At 69.2% G+C, this 18,671-nt stretch carries 18 protein-coding genes; 8 read left to right on the top strand and 10 right to left on the bottom strand.

From position 1 onward, the window contains the following. Positions 1-37 precede the first annotated feature (37 nt). The gene (locus ACIHAO_RS35765; RefSeq protein ID WP_396565490.1) at positions 38-463 is read left to right on the top strand and encodes a hypothetical protein; all 426 of its coding nucleotides are present in this window, start codon (positions 38-40) and stop codon (positions 461-463) included. A gap of 111 nt (positions 464-574) precedes the next feature. Continuing rightward, positions 575-823, top strand: coding sequence for a hypothetical protein (locus ACIHAO_RS35760; protein ID WP_396565488.1), 249 nt, complete (start codon positions 575-577; stop codon positions 821-823). 4 nt (positions 824-827) lie between these two features. Here the strand turns inward: ACIHAO_RS35760 and ACIHAO_RS35755 are convergent, their stop codons facing one another. Together ACIHAO_RS35755 and ACIHAO_RS35750 are read right to left on the bottom strand one after the other, a co-directional pair. Continuing rightward, positions 828-3,269: an ATP-binding protein gene (locus ACIHAO_RS35755; RefSeq protein WP_396565486.1), complete on the bottom strand. Its 2,442-nt coding sequence runs from the start codon at positions 3,267-3,269 to the stop codon at positions 828-830. Between the two features lie 227 nt (positions 3,270-3,496). Next, on the bottom strand, positions 3,497-4,624 hold the full coding sequence (locus ACIHAO_RS35750; protein WP_396565484.1) for a BTAD domain-containing putative transcriptional regulator: 1,128 nt from the start codon (positions 4,622-4,624) through the stop codon (positions 3,497-3,499). Positions 4,625-4,683: 59 nt separating this feature from the next. Here ACIHAO_RS35750 and ACIHAO_RS35745 point away from each other — a divergent pair, with 59 nt between their 5' ends. Together ACIHAO_RS35745 and ACIHAO_RS35740 are read left to right on the top strand one after the other, a co-directional pair. Beyond that, entirely contained in the window at positions 4,684-5,706 is a 1,023-nt protein-coding gene (locus ACIHAO_RS35745) for a hypothetical protein (protein ID WP_396565482.1), read from the top strand. Continuing rightward, positions 5,706-6,932: a hypothetical protein gene (locus tag ACIHAO_RS35740; protein WP_396565480.1), complete on the top strand. Its 1,227-nt coding sequence runs from the start codon at positions 5,706-5,708 to the stop codon at positions 6,930-6,932. The genes ACIHAO_RS35745 and ACIHAO_RS35740 overlap by 1 nt, the downstream gene beginning before the upstream one ends. Position 6,933: 1 nt before the next feature. On the opposite strand, the gene ACIHAO_RS35735 is transcribed toward ACIHAO_RS35740, so the two are convergent. From ACIHAO_RS35735 to ACIHAO_RS35720, 4 genes are all read right to left on the bottom strand, one after another. After that, entirely contained in the window at positions 6,934-8,316 is a 1,383-nt protein-coding gene (locus ACIHAO_RS35735) for a serine/threonine-protein kinase (RefSeq protein ID WP_396565478.1), read from the bottom strand. A 28-nt stretch (positions 8,317-8,344) separates the two neighbouring features. Next, positions 8,345-8,968: a DUF2238 domain-containing protein gene (locus ACIHAO_RS35730; RefSeq protein ID WP_396565476.1), complete on the bottom strand. Its 624-nt coding sequence runs from the start codon at positions 8,966-8,968 to the stop codon at positions 8,345-8,347. 107 nt (positions 8,969-9,075) lie between these two features. Then, positions 9,076-9,855 carry an isocitrate lyase/phosphoenolpyruvate mutase family protein gene (locus tag ACIHAO_RS35725; protein WP_396565474.1) on the bottom strand — a complete coding sequence of 260 codons (780 nt, stop codon included), beginning with the start codon at positions 9,853-9,855 and terminating at the stop codon, positions 9,076-9,078. 37 nt (positions 9,856-9,892) lie between these two features. After that, positions 9,893-10,042, bottom strand: coding sequence for a hypothetical protein (locus tag ACIHAO_RS35720; protein ID WP_396565472.1), 150 nt, complete (start codon positions 10,040-10,042; stop codon positions 9,893-9,895). Positions 10,043-10,433: 391 nt separating this feature from the next. On the opposite strand from ACIHAO_RS35720, the gene ACIHAO_RS35715 reads away from it, so the two are divergent. Further along, the gene (locus tag ACIHAO_RS35715; protein WP_396565470.1) at positions 10,434-10,751 is read left to right on the top strand and encodes a hypothetical protein; all 318 of its coding nucleotides are present in this window, start codon (positions 10,434-10,436) and stop codon (positions 10,749-10,751) included. 542 nt (positions 10,752-11,293) lie between these two features. On the opposite strand, the gene ACIHAO_RS35710 is transcribed toward ACIHAO_RS35715, so the two are convergent. Both ACIHAO_RS35710 and ACIHAO_RS35705 read right to left on the bottom strand, forming a co-directional pair. After that, positions 11,294-12,226: a hypothetical protein gene (locus ACIHAO_RS35710; RefSeq protein ID WP_396565468.1), complete on the bottom strand. Its 933-nt coding sequence runs from the start codon at positions 12,224-12,226 to the stop codon at positions 11,294-11,296. Positions 12,227-12,703: 477 nt separating this feature from the next. Continuing rightward, complete coding sequence (locus ACIHAO_RS35705; RefSeq protein WP_396565466.1) at positions 12,704-13,948, bottom strand: PucR family transcriptional regulator; 1,245 nt, start codon at positions 13,946-13,948, stop codon at positions 12,704-12,706. An 89-nt stretch (positions 13,949-14,037) separates the two neighbouring features. Here ACIHAO_RS35705 and ACIHAO_RS35700 point away from each other — a divergent pair, with 89 nt between their 5' ends. Genes ACIHAO_RS35700 through ACIHAO_RS35690 form a run of 3 tightly spaced genes read left to right on the top strand, consistent with a single transcriptional unit; the run spans position 14,038 to position 17,272 of the window. Then, positions 14,038-15,531, top strand: a complete 1,494-nt coding sequence (locus ACIHAO_RS35700; protein WP_396565585.1) for a flavin-containing monooxygenase — start codon at positions 14,038-14,040, stop codon at positions 15,529-15,531. After that, positions 15,528-16,427, top strand: a complete 900-nt coding sequence (locus ACIHAO_RS35695) for an alpha/beta fold hydrolase (RefSeq protein WP_396565464.1) — start codon at positions 15,528-15,530, stop codon at positions 16,425-16,427. The genes ACIHAO_RS35700 and ACIHAO_RS35695 overlap by 4 nt, the downstream gene beginning before the upstream one ends. Further along, positions 16,424-17,272: an SDR family NAD(P)-dependent oxidoreductase gene (locus ACIHAO_RS35690; RefSeq protein WP_396565462.1), complete on the top strand. Its 849-nt coding sequence runs from the start codon at positions 16,424-16,426 to the stop codon at positions 17,270-17,272. Before ACIHAO_RS35695 ends, ACIHAO_RS35690 begins: the two co-directional genes overlap by 4 nt. Before the next feature lie 44 nt (positions 17,273-17,316). Here ACIHAO_RS35690 and ACIHAO_RS35685 read toward each other — a convergent pair whose 3' ends face one another. Next, the gene (locus ACIHAO_RS35685) at positions 17,317-17,760 is read right to left on the bottom strand and encodes a hypothetical protein (RefSeq protein WP_396565460.1); all 444 of its coding nucleotides are present in this window, start codon (positions 17,758-17,760) and stop codon (positions 17,317-17,319) included. Between the two features lie 125 nt (positions 17,761-17,885). After that, the gene (locus tag ACIHAO_RS35680; RefSeq protein WP_396565458.1) at positions 17,886-18,530 is read right to left on the bottom strand and encodes a TetR/AcrR family transcriptional regulator; all 645 of its coding nucleotides are present in this window, start codon (positions 18,528-18,530) and stop codon (positions 17,886-17,888) included. Between the last annotated feature and the right edge of the window lie 141 nt (positions 18,531-18,671).

Below are 18,671 nucleotides of genomic sequence, written 5' to 3'. Positions count from 1 at the left end.
GATGAGGTCGCGTTCGCGCCCAAGGCAGGAGGAGCCGGTGACCACTACGGAGGAGTTCACCCTGGCGAGGGTGTTCGACCTCGTCGATCCCGTGACCGGCCCGGGTTTCGCGCCCGGCCACCCGCGTGTCGACGACGAAGAGGAACGCCGGGCGCTGGTCGCGTATCTGTCGGGCGGCACTCCGGTCCTGGTCACGCCGGCGCTGATGGACGACGTCGTCGACCCGGCCCGGAAGGCGGTCGTGCCGTCGAACTTCCTGACCGATGGCGAGTGGATCTGGACCGACACCGTGGCCTACTACCTGGAGCACCACGGCCTGGCCCCGGAACCGGGGTTGCTGAGCCGGATCCGGGCGTGCGGGGGAGTGGTGAACCCGGTGACGCCGGAAACCGTCCGTCGCGCGGCCGGTTTCGTGCTCGAGCCGCCGGGTCCCGAGCGTCGTCCGGTGTGGAGTCAGGGCTGACGGCCCGGAACACCTTCCGGTCCTTCTGCCGGTGGTTACGCATGGTGGTGGAAGACCTGATCACGTGTACTGGAACAAGAGTCGCAGAACCGCTCAACCCAAGGAGTTGACGTGTCGCTACGAATCCAAGGCCTCACCGGTCGTCCCGCCAGCACGGCCGAGGACATGGTGGCCGTCTATGTGTCCCGCGAAGAGATCCGCGGGATGGACGCGAGTGAACTCGGCGTCCGGATCGCCGCCGCCGCGGGCAGGCCGGAGCGGACCACCATCGCCGAATTCGAGCCCGCGCCCCGCTACACGATCCAGGACGTCCTGCTCGGGAACATCACCTGGGAGGAACTGACCCGTTCGTCGGCCTGACCGGTCACGACGCGTTGGGATGCCCGGCGAGCCGCACGCGCAGTCTGGCGGCTTCGGCACGATCCAATCTGTCGCAGAGGGACAGTGCGCGTTCCCGCGTGTCGCGTGCGGCCGCCGGATCACCCAGTTCCCCGGCAAGGGCCGTCAGATCGCAGAGAGTGTCCACTTGGGACTGTGGCTGGCCGAAGCGCTCGAACAGCACCAGTGCCTCGGTCAGCCTGTCGTGGGCGGCCGCGAGCTCTCCCTGCCGGTGCAACAGCCTGCCGCCGGCCTGGAGCGCGCGGGCCTGGCCCATGAGCGCGCCGTGGCGCCGGAAAAGCTCGAGCGCTTCTTCGCATTGGCCGAGCGCGGTGCCGAAAGCGTTGAGCGCGGCCAAATTCTTCGCCGAGCGCAACAACAGATACGAATAGTTGGTGTCGTCGACAGGCGTGTGCGGGCCCATCTGAATCTGCCTGAAGTAGCGGACACAGAGGTCGAACTCCGTGGCGGCCTCGTCGAAGTCCCCGTTCGTGTGCCGGTAGGTGGCCCGCATCGCCCGCGCCACGTGGAGGCCGAGTGGATAGTCGGCCTCGGCGAACAACGTCACCGCTTCGTCGAACGGCCCCCGGGTGGCAGGCGTGCTGCCGCCATGGAGTTGCGCGCTGGCCAGATAGATCCGCGCCCAGCCCTGTTCCCGCAGATCGCCCGCGTCCACCGCGGCTTCCCACGCCTGCCGGGCCATCCGGACGGCGTCGTCGGAGTGACCCATGAGAGTGGACAGCACCCAGGCCAGAAAGTTGCGCTGCACCGCTTCGTCGCGTTTGCTGCCGATCGCGAGGGCCGACTCGAGAGCGAGCTCGAACACCTCTCGCCAGGTGCTCGCGGTGCCACCGATCTCCGAGTACCAGTGCATGGACTCGGCCAGTTCGAGGACCTGCCGGTGTTCGCCGTGTGCGGCGGCACTTCTCAAGGCGGCGGACCAGTTCTTCGTCTCCACCTCGAGCCAGCGGCCCGCGCCGGCGTGGTCATCGAACGACGAGGTCGTCACCGCGGGCGTGGCCACCTGGTCGGACGGCTGGAAATACCGGCCCGCGGCCGTCGCCGTCCGCACCAGCCAGCGGTTGAGCCGGTTCTCGGCCTCCTGCACGGCTTCGGCGGGCTCCTCCCGGGTGAGCCGTTCCGTCGCGAACACCCTGAGGAGGTCGTGGAACTGGTACCGGCCGTCGTGGAACGACGTCTGCAGCAGACTGGCGTCGGCCAGCTCCTCCAGGAAGATCGCCGCCTCGTCCTCGTCCGGCGAGTCGACGAGTTCCTTCGCCGCCCCCACCGAGAAGTCGGCGGCAGGGACGAGCGACACCCGGCGGAAGACCTTGGCCGCGGTCGGGGTGAGCTGGCGGTAGGACAGTTCGAACACGCTTCGGACGTCGAGATCGCCCGCGGTGAGCGTCGTCAGTCGCCTGCCCTCGTCCCTGAGCTGGTCGACGAGCCGCGAAAGCGGCCACACCGGACGGCTCGCCAGCCGGTTGCCCGCGATGCGGAGCGCGAGCGGCAGGCGTCCGCACAGCTCGACCAGTTCGATCGCCGCCGCGCTCTCGCGCGTCACCCTCGCCTGCCCGACGATGCTGGTCAGGAGTGCGACGGCGTCGGACTGCCCCAGCACGGAGAGCGGGAACCTGCTGGTCCCTTCGAGGCCGACCAGCATCTGACGGCTGGTGATCAGCGTCAGGCAACGCCGCCCGCCGACCAGCAGCGGACGGACCTGCGCCTCGTCGGCGGCGTCGTCGAGGACGATCAGGGTGGCACGGTCCTTCAGCAACGCCCGGCACAAGCTCATCCGGTGGTCGAGTTCGGCCGGGATCCGGACCGCGTCGACACCCAGCGACCGCAGCGCGAGGTGCAGCACGTCCGCCGGTTCGCTCGGCTCGGACGACATCCCGCGCAGCTTCAGGAAGAGCTGGCCGTCGGGGAAATGCCCGGCGAGCTCGTTGGCCGTTCTCACCGCGAGGCTCGTCTTGCCGGTGCCGGGCGGCCCGCTCAGCACCGCCACGTGCCCGGAGCGCCGGCGGTCGCCGTCCAGTTCGACGGCGAGAGCGCGCAGCGCGCCGAGATCGGGTTCGCGCCCGGTCAGGTCGTCGAGGTCGGGCGGCAGCACACCGACCGAAGGGGGACCGTAGAGCTGAGCAGGTGCGGCGGCGGGAGTCGTCACCGCCGCGCGGGACCGGCCCCGTTTCGCGACCTTCTGCAGCTGCGTCAGCTCGTCGTCGGTCAGGGCCAACGGTGCGGCAAGTGCCTCTATCGTGCGACGTTGGGGGCTTTTGGCGACGCCGCGCTCCATGTCGCTGATCGCACGGACGCTGACGCCCGAGCCTTCCGCGAGTTCTTCCTGGGTGAGGCCGGCGCGAACGCGGTAGTGGTGCAGAAGTGCCTTGAAGGTGGTTGAACCGTCGCTCAAGGCCGCGTTCGTCATGCCGGAATTATCCACGCGGACGCGGCCCGTCCAAGGATGGCCCGGCGTGATCCAGAACGCCCGAACCGGTGCGTTAACCCGTCTGGACGATCAAGTTTCGGCGAAGTGAAGAGCGGCTGGACGTCGGGGCTGAAAGGGACTTTCCCCGCGTCTCATGCGATGAAGGGCGCTTTCCCCGCATGGTGTGAGGGGAAAGTCTCCTTCGGCCCCCGACGGCCGGGGACCTGCTAGCGGGTGGTCCCGTCCACCGGGCTGACCGCCGCGCCGCCACTCGTCACCGCCAGTACCGTGTCGCCGCAGCGCACGACGTCGCCGGGAGCGAGCGGGACCGGCCCCGCGACACGCTCGCCGTTGTGGAACGTCCCGTTGCGCGAACCGAGATCCACCAGGACGGCGCCACTCTCGCCGACGGTGATTTCGGCGTGGTCGCGGGAAACGGCGCCGTCATGGCGGAGGGCGACGTCGGCACTCGCGTCCCGGCCGATGGCCAGCCGCCCCAGCACGGGCAGTTCCCGCAGACGGGCCCGGCCCGAACCGTCGACCCAGGTCAGCGCCGGTCGCCCGGCCCCGGCCGGACCCGGGGCGGCCACCCGCAGCAGGGTCGCCGTCCCGGCGTGGGCGAGCACCGCGCGTTCCAGTTCCCGCAACGCCGGCCCCGGATCGACGCCCGCCTCCTCGGCCAGGATCCGCCGCGCCTGCCGGAACCGGTCCAGGGCCTCGGCCTGACGTCCCTCCTGGTAGAGCGCGACCATCAGCTGACCCCAGAACCGCTCCCGCAGCGGATGTTCGGAGACCAGGTCCTCGAGTTCGCGTACCAGACCGGCGACGTCACCCGCGCGCAGATCCGCGGCGATCCGCGCCTCCAACGCCTCCCAGCGCATCTCCGCGTAGAGGGCGCGGGCGGGGTCGAAGGCGGTGTGATCCGGCAGGTCGGCGCAGAACGGGCCCCGCCACACTTCGAGTGCCCGCCGGTATCCCGCCGCGGCGCCGCCGGTGTCGCGTGCCCGTTCGGCGGCCCTCGCCCGGCCGATCGCGTCCTCCGCCTCACGGATGTCGGCGCGGACGCCGAGAAGCCGGTAACCCGCCGGCCCGTGGAGCAGGGATCCCCCGTGCGCCCCCAGGTTCTGCCGCAGATTGTGCACGTGGACCTGTACGGTGGCGCGGGACGCGGGCTTGCCGGTGTCGGAGTAGATCGCCTCCGCCAGCCTGGCCGCGTTCACCGGCGCCTCTCCGGAAGCGGCAAGCACGGCGAGCACCGCCCGCGGCCGCGGACCACCAGGTGTGGCGGGTACGCCGTCGACCACCAGCTCCACCGGCCCCAGCAACCGCACCTCCACCGTCACGGGGCCGATCATCTCAGGTTCCTCCGGCAGCTTGAAGCGACCTTGAAGCGAGATGGGCTTAAGTGACCGCCATGACCACATTGACCGCACTCGAAGACGTGGTGGACCGGCACGGACGCGATGCGCTGTCCGACCCGATCGTCCTCACCGGCGCGCTGCGCAGCCTTCCCGACCCGCCTCCCGAAGCCGAGATCAACGCGCTCGCCGCGGCGGCGGGGGCGGGGGCGGCCCAGCGGATGCGCGCCGTACTCGAAGACGGGGGCACGCCCGCCGAAGCCCATCGGTCGGCGACAGAAGCTTGCGGTGGTGACGCGGGTGCGGAATGGGCGTGCGGGCACCTCGGCGCGGCACTCGGCTTTCTCCCGAGGGACACCGCGGCGGACGAACCGACCACCGCGTTGACCACGGTGCTGACCGGCGAAGAGCCGAAGCGCGGTAACCGGATCGCCGTGATCGCCGGGGCGGTGGTCCTGGTGGCGGCCGTCGCCGCGACCGGCGTGGTTCTCGCCCTAGGCCGCGACGACGAGCCGGAGGCCGCGCCGCCGGTCGCCCCGTCGTCCTCCGTGCCCACTTCGGCGCCGTTGGGTTCGGCGCCCCAGGGCGGATCCTCCCCGGCGCCGGTCCCCGAGGAAGCGGCCGCGGTCTTCAAGGATCCGGATCTGCTCGCCGCGGCGAAGCCGTACCTCGATCACCCCGACGTCCGCTGCGAGGCGGCGAAATCCATCGTGAGCGTGCGGGAAACCGTCAACTGCGAGCTGGGTTCCGGCATCATCGCCAGCTTCCGCGTGCTGTTCTTCCCCAAGCAGCTCACCGCGTTGCGCACGGTGCTGCAGACCGACAACGACGGCGCGCGGCCGGGGTCGATCCGGACGCTGCGCTGGGAGCACGTACCGGGACGGCCGGGTATCCGCGCGGGCATCCCGGTGGGCACGCCGCGTACCGGCGACGGCACCCGGATCCGTTTCCTGGAGCCGGAAAACGGCTACGCCCGGCTCTACTTCGACGAGGACTCCACCGGCGTCGCCGTGTACATGCAGGCGAGCACCGACGATCAGCAGGTGCTCCGCAAGTTCTGGGCGGATCCGGACGCGTGATGGACGACCAGGATCCCCGGCTCGCCGAAGTCGTCCGCCGCTTCGGCCGCCACGCGCTGACCGATCCGGTGGCGCTCCGGTCCGCGCTGGAGCAGTCCGGAAACGCGTTCAGCGCGGCCGAAATCGACTCGCTCGTGGCCGCGCTGCGCGATGCGGGAACGCTGGAAGCGGCCCAGCCGCGCGATCCCGAACCGACCGGGCCCCCGCTGAACCCCACTCGCGCCGAGAACCGGCTCAGCTGGGACGGCCGTCCGGGCCGCACGACACGGCTGCTTCCTTCCCGCGCACGCAAGAGGTGGCTACTCGGCGGGGCGGTGCTGCTGGTGGCCGCGATCGCGACCGGCGTGGTGGTCTTCGTGCAGGGCAAGGAAAAACCCGCCGCGCCACCACCGGACCGCTACGCGCTCGACCAGGTCGCAGGCCGCTACCGGGCACTCGGCGCCCGTTTGCTCGACGGCGCGGTCCGCTGCGCTCAGCAGCCCGCGAAACCCGGCGAGACGGAACGGGTCGGCTGCGACGCCGGGCTGTACGCCCTCACCCTGGTCACCTACGACGTGCCGGGCAGGCTCACCGAGTCCAGGGCGCTCGCGAGCGCCGCCGGAGCGGTGCGTTCGGCGGGCAACCTCGGTGAGGGCGCGGCGTTCGCGATGCGAGAACTCCCGTCCGGGGAATCGACGGTCTACTGGGACGTCGACAGTCCCCGTCCGGTCAGCGCGACGCTGACGGCACAGAAGACCGGGCTCCCCGCACTGGTGGAGTTCTACGACGCGCGTCAATTCGGGGTGCTCAAACGCCCCGCGGTGCCGGGGGCCGCGTTCTCTTCCGGCGCGCTGTGGGATTTCGCGCAGGCACACGTGCTCAACGAGCAGTCCGCGAAGTGCCAAGCGGTCCCCGCCACGACCGGCACGGCCGAGACGGTCAAATGCCCGCTGGCCGACGGGGCGATGCTGGTGTTCAGTTCGGCGTCCGACCACGACGCGCTGATCAAGCTGCGCACGGAGAACTCGGCGAACGGCGGTGTGGTGCCGGGAAGTGTCGAGGTGCGAACCTGGAACCGCCTCGGCGGCCCGGTCGTCGGCCAGTTCATCCGGTTCGTCACGGCGGACGACCGCAGCCCGGCCATCTACTTCGACGACGACGCGAAACTGATCTACGGCTGGTTCTTCGGCGCACCGGGTTCGTCGCCGGAGGCGCTGATGGAACGCTGGCAGCGCGGCTCGCGGTGATTCAGCCGAACCGGATCGCCGCGAAGAAGTCCTCGACGGCGCGCAGGTCGGCGGGATAAGGCGTGCCGACCCGGCCGTCGAGCACCGACACGGTCGCGTGCTCGTCGTCGGTCCAGGCGTAGCGCGTGGTCGTGCCGAGCACCGTGCACACCAGCGTCCCCTTGTGCCCGTCGCGCGACCAGGACTGCTTGGCGGGCAGGTCACCGGGGCATTTGCCGGCGGTGAGGCCGGCGGGGTCCGTTCCGGCGCCGGTGCGCAGGTAGGCGGTGGCCGCGCCGGCGTCGTCGAGGGCGGCGATCCGGAGCTCGCCGGTCTCGCCGCCGGTCTGGCAGACGACCTGCGCGCGGACGCCCTCGTCGGCCGCCGTCACCGGCGAGCAGGTGAGCCCGGCCGGCGTGCTGCGGCCGATCCGGTCGGCGGCGGGCACCCCCGGCGGCATCAGGAAGACCACCGCGAGCACGATCGCGATCACCAGTGCGGCACCGCCCACCAGGCCCGCCACCAAACCGGTCCGGCGGCGGCGAGGCCGCTCGACGACGACACCGGCGGGCGGGGCGTCGGCGCGGATGGCACGGATGCGGTCACGTACTTCACGCACCGTCGGACGGTCACGGGAATCCTTGGCCAGCAACGACTTCAGCAGACCGTTGACCGCCGAGGTGCGCGGGTCGCCGACCACGAGCTGGGGGATCGGTGCCCTGTCGTGCGCCACGATCACCTCGGGCTGGCTGCCGTTGTAAGGCAGCTCACCGGTCAGGGTCACCCACAGCAGACAGCCCACCGCGTAGACGTCCGAAGCGGCGGTGGCGGGTTCGCCGCGAAGACGTTCGGGCGCCATGTAGCCGACGGTGCCGATCACGCCGCTGGTCTCCGCGCCGCGGTCGATCTCCGCCGACCGCGCGATGCCGAAGTCGCACAGGTAGGCGAAATCCTCGTCGTGGTGCGCGGCACGGGGCCGCAGCAGGACGTTGGCGGCCTTGACGTCCCGGTGCACGACGCCGATGGCGTGCGCGTCGCCGAGCGCGGAGACCACCTGGTCCACCACCGCCAGCGCCCGGTCCGGGTCCATCGGCCCGGCTTCGAGGACCTTGGCCAGATCGGGCCCGTCGACCAGCTGCATCGCCAGGTACAGGCAGCCGTCCACTTCGCCGTGGTCGTACACCGCGACGACATGCGGCGAATCGAGCCTGGCCAGCGCCGCCGCCTCGCGGCCGAAACGCTCGCGGTACACCGGGTCTTCGGCGTAGTGGGGCGGCAGGACCTTCAGCGCCACCGGCCGCCGCATACGGTGCTGCCACGCGCGATAGACCACGCCCATCCCGCCGCGGCCGAGGACCCCGTCGATCCGGAAACCCCCGAAGTCTTCACCGACGCGCGGTGTCATGCGTTTCCCCCTCCTCACGCGAGTCACTCTAACCCGCGCGATCACCCGCGAGTTGCCGATCGTGCAGCCTGCGCCAGATCAGCAGGGAGAGCACCGCGCCGCACAAGCAGAGGAACATGTCCCACTGCGTGTCCCAGACGTCTCCCTGGGTGCCGAGGAAATCGTCCGCGCCGGACCCGGCGACGAGCGCGCTGAACCACTCCACGAACTCGAAACCGGCGGCGATCGTCACGCAGACGCAGACGGTCAGGAACGCGACCCAGGCACCGGGCCGCAGCGGGGTCCGGCGCAGCAGCACTTCGCGTACGGCGATCGCCGGGACGAAACCCTGGACGACGTGGGCGAACCGGTCGTAGTTGTTCCGCTGGGTGCCCATCAGCCCCTGCACCCATTCCCCGGCGGGGGTTTCCGCGTAGGTGTACTGGCCGCCGTAACACAGCACGATCGCGTGCAGCACCAGCAGCCAGCACAGCAAGCGGGTCAAGGGAAAGCGTTTGCGCAGCGCCACCACCAGCGGCAGCCCGATCAGCACCCAGACGACTTCCAGCAGCCAGGTGCCGGGGGACCTGGCCTGGATCCCGGTCACCACGAGCACCGCGAGCACCACGCCGGCCAGCAGGAATTCTTCGGTCCGGCCGACTCCGCGCACCATGCGAAAACCCTACAGCGGCGTGCGGACGTCCGCCCGATCACGCGTGTTCGCCGCCCGATCACGCGTGTCGTCCATCCAGACACGCGTGACCGCCACTCGGCAGGGACTCAGTTCAGCTTGCGCATGTCGGCGGGCAGGCCGCCGCCGGCGTAGACGTCCTCGGTGAGCTTCGCCAGCGCGGTGAGCGCGACGTTCTGGGCGAACGGCCCGTAGGACACCCGGGAGACGCCGAGTTTCTGCGCGGTGGCCAGCGGGATCGAGCCCGGGACGCCGATCAGGTTCACCTTGCGCTCGCCCAGCGCCTCGACCAGCTTGGCGACCTGGGCCTCGTCGAGTTTGCCGGGCACGAAGACGTTCGACGCGCCGGCGTCCAGGTACGCGCGGCCCCGGGTGATCGCCTCGGCCAGCACCTCTTCGGGGTCACGGTCGCCCGCCCGGAGGAAGGCGTCGGTGCGGGCGTTGAGCACGAAGTCGATACCGGCGGACTGGGCGGCGGCGACCGCGGCCTCGACGGCCTTGACGGACTCGTCCAGCGGTTTCATCTGGTCTTCGAGGTTGCAGCCGACGGCGCCGACCTCGATCGCGCGGGCGACCGTGCCGCCCGGATCGCCGTAACCCGCTTCCAGGTCGGCGGTGACCGGCAGATCGCCCGCCGAGCGGACGATCAGGGCGACCTCGGCGATCATCTCGTCGCGGGGGATCACCTCGCCGTCGGGGTAGCCGCGGGCGGCGGCGATGCCGTGGCTGGGGGTGGCGAGCGCCTGCGTGCCGGGTGTTCCGGCGACGACCTTCGCGGTGATCGCGTCCCAGACGTTGACGACGAGCAGCAGTTCGGGGGCGGCGTGCAAGTCCTGCAGCCGGGTGGCCTTCTCGGCGGGGGAAACCATGCGTTCAATCTAGAGGCCGACGCAAGGAGGGAGACACTCACGCCAGCGCGCCGAGACCGCTCGCCTGGGTCCGCCAGTCGGTCTGGTCCGGTGTCCCGCCGGCCCAGCGAGTCGGCCTGCCGCTGAGTGCGGCCAGGCTGGCGAGGAACCGCGTGAAGCTGTCCATGACCTGGTTGGTTACCGTCACCGGAATTCTGGCCGACGTCGCAGGATTCGGTGAGAACACCGTTCCTGGCCAGCACAGGGCCATATCGTCCGCATCGGACACGTGCAGCCGGTCGGGAACCGGGTGCCGCGCCTGTCAAAGGTCCACTGTGTCGTACGGCAGTACACAGACCACCGGCGCGGCGGTCACCGGTTTTCCCGCCGGTACGGGAATCGCCGTCAGAATCAGGCAAAGGACGAAAGGGAACAGCGATGGCATCGTTGTCCGCCCTCGGGATCGGCCGTGCACCGGATCCGGGCTTCGTCACCGGCCGGTCAACGGGAACCACCGGTCAGATCTCAGGACAGGATTCCTGTTACGCCCCGGGCCAAAGCCGCGACTGGTAGGGATATCGCGTTTCGAGGGAGGTCCCGTGGAGCTGACGATCAACGCCGCCGGCGACGAACAAGCGCTAAAAGAGTTCTACAACTGGCTCCGTGACGATGCCGACGTCGCGCGATCCGCGACGATCAGCACCGCGGTGGCCGGCGACGCGGGTGCTTTCGAGGTCATCCGCGTGTCGACCGGCTCCCTGACCGGGCTGGCGAACCTGGGGATCGCTTGGGGTAACTTCCTGCGCTGCCGCAGAGAAATTCCCCCGTTCACCATCACGGTCGACGGCGAGCCGACCGCCGAACAGCGTGCCATGCTCCGTAACCTGGACCTTCCGTTCAAACCCGGCTTCCCCTGACGAGGTGCTCGGCGGTGTTCATCAGGCCGCGTCGGAAGCCGCGGACGCGTTGCTGTTCTACGACGCGGCCCGCGGCTTGCTCGACAACCGGTTCGAGTTGTACCTGGCGTTGCCAGGAGTCGACGATGACTGGCTTTATCATGCGGCCCGTCAAACGTGTCGTGTCTCAGGCGAGACGGCTGGCTGGGTGACGCGACACCGCACTCGCGTGCTCAGAGACGGAACTCGCGTGCTTGGGGGCGGAACTCTCGTGTTCAGACTCCGCACACGCCCGAGTGCGGCATCCAGGCACTTGAGTCACGTCCCCAAGCACGCGAGTCACGCCTTCACGACCGGCCGCGGAAGTCACAGCCGCCCCACCGTCACCAGGATCACATCTGACCGTAGCGAAAGTCTCCTTCTCTACCGTCAGAGTAGGCAAGGAGGCCCTCACTACCAGGAGGACGCGGACGCAGAAGCAACACGGGCCCCACGCCACGCCACCTTTGCCTTGCCTCTCAGTAGGTTGTTCCGAGGTGAGGAGTTCTTGCACCCCGTCGTTGTCAGGTGCCGCCGGACGACGCGGTTGGATCGATTCGTACGGTGTCATCGTTCTTCACGATGAACACCCTTGACTTCCCGCGTTCCCATTGTTTGGAAACGAGAAACAGGTGGTTGTTGCTGTGGACGAGAAGACGCAGCCCATCGTAACGATAGTGGAATTTTTGTTCTGGTGCAGGATTATGGCTGAGGCTTACGCCCGTGCCAACGATGTCGATATCAGTTTTGCTATGCAATCGGATTTCCGGTCGACTCAACAGGTCCTGCGCATCGTAGATGGCGACATTTCGTCCGACATTTTCCGCATATTTCTCCACGGTGAGCATGAGGCCGAGGCCGCAGAGAGCGATCAATGCGAGTGTGCGAACGTGTTGTATGGACTTCTGGTGGATCGAAGTTCGAGCCAGGTGTGTGGTGTATCCCAAGATGGCCGCACCGAAGAAAAGTGACAGCGGTGGCAGTGTGGCTGTCGGCCAGTGGGGAGCGCTGTTTGTCAGTATCCCGGCGACGCCGATGAGGAGTAGGGTGCCGCCAACTGGTCGAGCAGTCCGGAGTATGCGCTTGGTCAGCCGCTGGCGTTGATCGTGCGAAACGCTGCTCAGGGCACGGGCGAGGCGGTCGATGAGTGCGAAAAAAGCCACTGTGCAGAGGGATAGAACCAGCAAAGGGTGAATAATCGAGTTCAGGCTTCGTAGTAGATAGTCACTGGGGGTAAATCCCGCCAGTGTTATATCGATGCCGAAATATTCTGCTGTCGCGTTGGCGCGAATCCATCCGATCCGGTAGAGGAGTGCGACCAGGATCGTCGTCTGGGAGACGATGGCCGCGACGATTATCCATGCTCTACTGGTGGGTGCGTGATGATTCTCATGTGGTTCCGGTTTCGGTGAACCATTGTCCAGGTTGCCGGGGGCGGGGGAGTGCGTCGTTGTCATTAGGCGCACCACCAGCTCTCTTTGATGGAGTATCCGCATCCCCTGCCATTCGGTGTGCCCGTGCGACTTGATGTGGGCGGGGGAGAGGTCGTCGGCACTGGCTCGTCACTCTCGACCGGGACAGGAACGAACCGATCCCTCCTGGCCGGCGTGCCGGGGGGCTTACTGCTGGGAAATGCGTGTGATTCACCTTGTCGTTCAACGGGATCAGGAGCCGCAGGGGCTGCCGGTGTCCCAGTTGGAGCTTGGGACGGCGCAGGCGGGTTTTCCTGCGTGTTGGGGAGCTTCGATGGACGCGGTTGTGTCTCTGACCGTGGTGGGTCCTGGGCTTGGCCAGGACTTGCACAGGCGGAGAGAAATGCGAACGCGGCGAAGGCGAGAGTTACGAGTAGTCGGTTAACCACGCACTTGAGGTCGTGGTTGGTTGACGTGTGGATACAAAGATCGATCACGTTCACCGGAAAGTATGAACTTGGCTCAAGTGCCGCTTCCCAGCCATCGCAACGTTTCCAGCGCCACCGCCACGTTCACCGCGTTCTCCGCCAACGGACGGGGGAGCAGTTCGTCGGCCCGCGCCAGTCGTCGGACGACGGTGTTGCGATGGGTGTAGAGCCGTTCCGCGGTCCGGGTCGTGTTGCCCAGTTCGTGCACGTAGGTCCGGACGGTTTCCCGGGTTTCGGCGTCGGCGTGCCGGAGTTCGCCGAGGGTGTCGGCGATGAATTCGCTTGCCTGCGCCGGGTCGCCGGTGAGCAGGGCGAGCAGCTGGATGTCCTGGTACCGCGCGATCTGCTGCGGTGAGGTGAGCCTGGCGAGCATCCGCTGGGTGGCGGCGGCGTCCAGATGGCTGCGGCGGAAGCCGTCGATCCCGCTGCCGGGCCGCCCCAGCGCCACCCGGACGTCGGGATGCGGCGCGAGGTCTTCGGCGAGCCGGTCTGCGCGCGGCGGGGTCCGGCCGGGCAGCCATACCCACAGGGCGGCGGCGCTGGCGACGACGGTCAGCCGGTGTGAAGCGCCGCTGGCCCGCATGAGCGTTTCCGCGGCGCTTTCGAGCTGCTGGGACGACGGCGTTGCCGAGCCGTTCCAGACGATCGCGGCCGTATGCGGGCCGGCGAGCGGATAACCGAGCTGGGCTTCGGCCCGCGAGCGGCTGATGGGCGCGCCTTCCAGCAGCAGGGTGACCGTGGCCCGCCGTTCGGCGTGGGCGCCGCGGGTCAGTTCCGAGCGTTCGGCGGCCATCCGGTCGGACACCGCGGCGACGGTGTCCTCGATGAACGTGGTGATCGACAGCGAAGAGACGTCCAGCAGTTCGCGGAGCAGCACCGGGTCGGATGTGAGGTCGAAGCAGATCTCGATCCACCGGCGCCAGGCCACCCCCTGCGCGCGCCGGTAGGCGTCGAGGCCGCCGGAGTCGAAGCCGCGGCGCACCATGTCGCGGGCGCCGTCGAGCACTTCCTGGTTGAGGTTGGCGGACACCCGCATCCCGGGGCGCTGCACGTTCGCGGCCGCCCAGTGCAGCAGATTCGCCAGATTCGCGCGTTTGGTGCCCTCGGTGAGGACGGGGTCCTCGGCGACCGCGCGCATACTGCTCCCGCCGAGCGATGCCTCGTGCAGTTCCTCGATCCACTCGGCGCGCGGATGCAGCACGATCTCCGCGCCACGCCGGAAGAGATCGCGTGCCTCGGGGGACAGGGTCGGCCACGGCGATGCGGCACTTTGCACCATCCATACATCATGCTGGTGCAGATAGTGCTAGCGCAATTCCACGGTGGACCCGCATCGTGGAGACAACCGAGACGAGGCTGGAGTACCGCATGACGACGAGCACACCCGTCGAGCACCTCGACGTGGTCATCATCGGTGCCGGGATTTCCGGGATCGGGGCCGCGCGCTACCTGAAGACCGAGAACCCGGGCAAGACGTTCGCCATCCTGGAGGCCCGCGGCACGTCCGGCGGCACCTGGGACCTGTTCCGCTACCCCGGCATCCGGTCGGACTCCGACCTGCACACCTTCGGCTACGAGTTCAAGCCGTGGCGGGACAAGCAGTCCATCGCCGACGCGCCCCGGATCCTGTCGTACCTGCGTGAGACGGTCTCCGAGAACGGCCTCGAACCCAGCATCCGCTACCACCACAAGCTGCTCTCGGCGGCCTGGTCGAGCGACGAGGCCCGCTGGCTGCTCGAGATCGAGCGCACCGACACCGGCGAGCGCACCCGGCTCAGCGCGGGCTGGATGTTCAACGCGGGCGGCTACTACCGCTACGACGAGGGCTTCACCCCTCGTTTCGAAGGCCGGGACCGGTTCGCCGGCACGATCGTGCACCCCCAGCACTGGCCGGAGGACCTCGACTACGCGGGCAAACGCGTCGTCGTGATCGGCAGCGGCGCCACCGCGGTCACCCTGATCCCGGCGATGGCGGGGACCGCGGCGCACGTGACGATGCTGCAGCGCACCCCGACCTACGTCATGCCGGTGCCGCGCGAGGACAAGATCGCCAACGGCCTGCGCAAGATCCTCGGCGACGAGCGGGCGTACGCGCTCACCCGCCGCAAGAACATCCGCAAGGGACTCGCGGTCTGGCAGTTCTGCCAGAAGTTCCCGAAGACCGCCCGCGGGCTCATCCGGTACGTCAACAAGAAGCAGCTTCCCAAGGACTATCCGGTCGACGAGCACTTCAACCCGCCGTACGACCCGTGGGACCAGCGGCTGTGCGCCGTCCCCGGCGGCGACCTGTTCGCCGCCATCCGCAAGGGGCAGGCCGACGTCGTCACCGACAAGATCGCGACCTTCACCGAAAAGGGGATCCTGCTCGAATCCGGGCGTGAGCTGGAAGCGGACATCATCGTCACCGCCACCGGCCTGAACCTCCAGGTGTTCGGCGGGGCGAAGCTCAGCGTCGACGGCGAACCGGTGATCCTGCCGGAAACCGTCGCGTACAAGGGAATGATGCTTTCGGACGTGCCGAACGCCGCGTTCGCGATCGGCTACACGAACTCGTCGTGGACGCTCAAGATCGGCCTGTTGTGCGAGCACTTCTGCCGTCTGCTGGCGCATATGGACGCCCACGGCTATGACGTCTGCCGTCCTGTCGTCGCCGACCCGGACATGCCGAAGAAGCCTTTCCTGGACTTCGCCGCCGGATACGTCCAGCGTGCGCTCGACCAGCTCCCGCGCCAAGGCGACCGCATGCCGTGGCTGACCTCGATGAGCTACCACTCGGACATCAAGCTGCTGCGCGCGGACGACATCACCGATCCCGAGCTGCACTTCTCCCACGCCCATGTCCGGGAAGCGGTGAGCTCGTGACCGACAGCTTCGCCGACCTGCCGGGTGGCCCGAAGATCTGTTACCGCGAAGACGGCCCAGCCGACGGTGTGCCGCTGGTGCTGATCGCCGGTCTCGGTCTCGATCTCACGTCGTGGCCGCGGGAAATGATCGATGGTTTCACTCGCCGCGGGTTCCGCGTCATCCGGTTCGACAACCGCGACGCGGGCTGCTCGGATCGCATCAAGGCGCCGAATCCCGGCAAGCTCCGGCAACTGCTGGCCCGGCCGTTGCCCGGCGCGTACGACCTGGGGGACATGGCGGCGGACACCGTCGGCCTGCTGGACCACCTTGGCGTCGAGCAGGCGCATCTGGCCGGCATGTCGATGGGCGGCATGATCGCCCAGACCGTCGCCGCCCGGAATCCCGGCCGGGTCCGGTCGCTGACGTCGATCTTCTCCACCACCGGGCACCGCCGCGTCGGGCAGCCGGCGCGGTCGACGTTGCTGCGGATGGCGAGGCGGCCCGCGCGGACGGTCGAGGAGTCGGTGACCGGGCATCTGGCGATGATGGGCCATCTCGGTTCGGCGGCGTTCCCGCTGGACAAGGACGTCGAAACGGCTTGGGCCGAGGGCTTGTGGGAACGGGCCGGGGGACGGCGCGCCCGCAGCGGCATCGCCCGCCAGATCGGCGCGATCCAGGCCAGTGGCGACCGCACCGCCGAACTCGCCCGCATCACCTGCCCGACGGTCGTGGTCCACGGGGACACCGACCGCATGGTCCACCACAGCGGCGGACGGGCGACGGCCAAGGCCATCGACGGTGCCCGCTACGTCGAAATCCCCCGAATGGGCCACCACATCGCCCCGGACCTCGTCGAGCGGCTCGTCGAGCTCACCGCCGAACTGGCCCTCGACCCGGCAGGAGAAACCCGATGAGCAGCGTTCGCGGCAAGGTCGCCGTCGTCACCGGTGCCGGTTCCGGCATCGGCCGCCAGCTGGCCCTCGAACTCGCGCGGCGCGGTGCCAGGCTCGCACTGTCCGATGTGGACGAGACCGGGCTGGCCGAGACCGTCGCCGAGGTCAAGGCCCTTGGCACGGAGGTGCAGGGCGCCGCGCTGGACGTCAGTGACCGGGCGGCCGTCCAGGAGTACGCGGCCACCGTCGCCGGGCAGTTCGGTGTGGTGCACCAGATCTACAACAACGCGGGGATCGCCGGCGGCGGGCAGACCGTTCTCGACGCCGAGTGGGAGCTGTACGACCGCACGCTCGCGGTCAACCTCTTCGGCGTCATCAACGGCACCAAGGCATTCCTGCCGCATCTGATCGACTCCGGTGACGGCCAGGTCGTCAACGTCTCCAGCCTCAACGGTTTCATGGCCCAGCCGACGCTGAGTGCCTACTGCGCCAGCAAGTTCGGCGTCCGCGGTTTCACCGAGGCACTGCGCACCGAGATGATCGCGGGCAGGCATCCGGTGCGGGTGACCGTCGTCCACCCGGGCGGGGTCAAGACCGGCATCGCCTCGGCGGCGTTGAAGGAAGCGCAGGCCCGCGGCATCGAACCCACCGCCGAACAGCGCGAACGCGTCCGTCTGTACAACGAAAAGCTGCTGAAGATGCCGGCCGACCAGGCCGCCCGCATCATCGTCGACGGGGTCGAGGCCGGGAAACCACGCGTACTCGTCGGAAACGACGCGAAACTGGTCGACCGGCTCGTCCGGCTGCTCCCGCGCCGGTACCCGAAGCTGATCGTCGAGTTCGAACGGCGGCGCCTCGCCCGCTAAGCCGTGGCCGGACACGACCCGGGGATCCGGCCACGGGCTTCGGGTCAGGTCCGCTTGCGGCTCGCGATCTCCTCGGAGAGCCGCCGCACGTGGGCGGGGTCCGCGTCCCTGGCAAGGGCGACGTAGTGGTCCATGACGGCCGGCCGGAAGCGCACGGGCAACGTCTGTCCCGGGGCGAGCCGGGTGAGTTCGGTGATCGTGAGGTCTTCGTCCGCGATACCGCGGAACGAGATGCCGCCGGCGGTCTCCACGTCGAGCATCAGGACCACGCGTGGACTGCCGTCGCCGCTGACCTCCCGCCAGTCGACGAGAACGCCGAGCGCGAGCGCCCCCGTCCGCAGTTCCGCATTGCGCTTCCACGCGTCACGGCTCAGGAGCGGGTTCGGGGCGACGCCAGGAAAGGCGGGCCCGACGCCGAGCGATTCCCGGCTCAGGTCGGGCCTGAGCTGCGCCATCAGATCGTCGATCTTCTTCTTCGAACCGAACATCGTGGCCCCTCCCTCACGCCGATGCCGGGATCTCGGCCTGGCGCTTCGCCTTCATCGCGATCGTACGTGACGGCCGTTCCCGGCCACCGTCGCTTCGCCCGTCCCGATGGGTCGCCGGACACGCCCTAGGCGTCGACGCTCCGGTGCCCGAACAGCCCGAGCAGCCAGGTGTAACGGACGGCTTCGCGTGCCTGGCCGTAAGCCTCTTCGGTGCCGATCCAGATGGCCTGCGTGATCAGTTCGATGGTGGCGGCGACCACCGTCCGCGCGGTGAACGGCGGCGGCGCCGGCAGCGTGGGATCGGTGGCGCGCAGCCATTTCGCCGTCCGGTCGAAGACGGCTTCCCCGGCGCGCAAGGTGTTCTCCCGTACTTCGAGTCCCGCGTCGCCGAGCGCGTAGATCTCCAGCAGGACGGCGCGGACGGCGGTGGGCCGCCGGTGCACGTAGTCGACGAGGAAGTCGCAGCAGGCGGTGACGGCTTCCAGCGGAGTCGCGGCCTGTGCGCCCGCGGCGACACCTTGGGTGATGAACTCGCCGGTGAGCTCGCGATAGGCGGCGAGGAACGCGTCCTGCTTGCCGGCGAACTGTTCGTAGAACGAGGTCCGTGACACGCGCGCGGTGGCGGTGATGTGGCCGACGGTCGTGGCGACGTAGCCGCGTTCACCGGTGTTCTCGAGCACCGCGTCGATCAGCCGCGCCCGCTGGGTTCCGGCGACCTCGTCACGGCTGAGATTGTGCGGCCCCTTCGGCAGCTTGCGGTGCTCGGTCACGTGCCGCACGGTACCGGTCCCGGTGGTGTGGACCAGTGGTGCGGGGAGGGCGCCGTGTGGGGCCCCCACGGCCCCACAGGGGCGCTGACCGGCAAGCCCCGGGGGGCCCCCCCCCCCCCCCGGGCGGGGGGGGTGGCGGGG

The organism is Amycolatopsis sp. NPDC052450, from assembly GCF_044547565.1.
GTDB lineage: Bacteria > Actinomycetota > Actinomycetes > Mycobacteriales > Pseudonocardiaceae > Amycolatopsis.
Note: the sequence above shows the minus strand (reverse complement) of the source record. Positions and strands in the feature narration are given on the sequence as shown.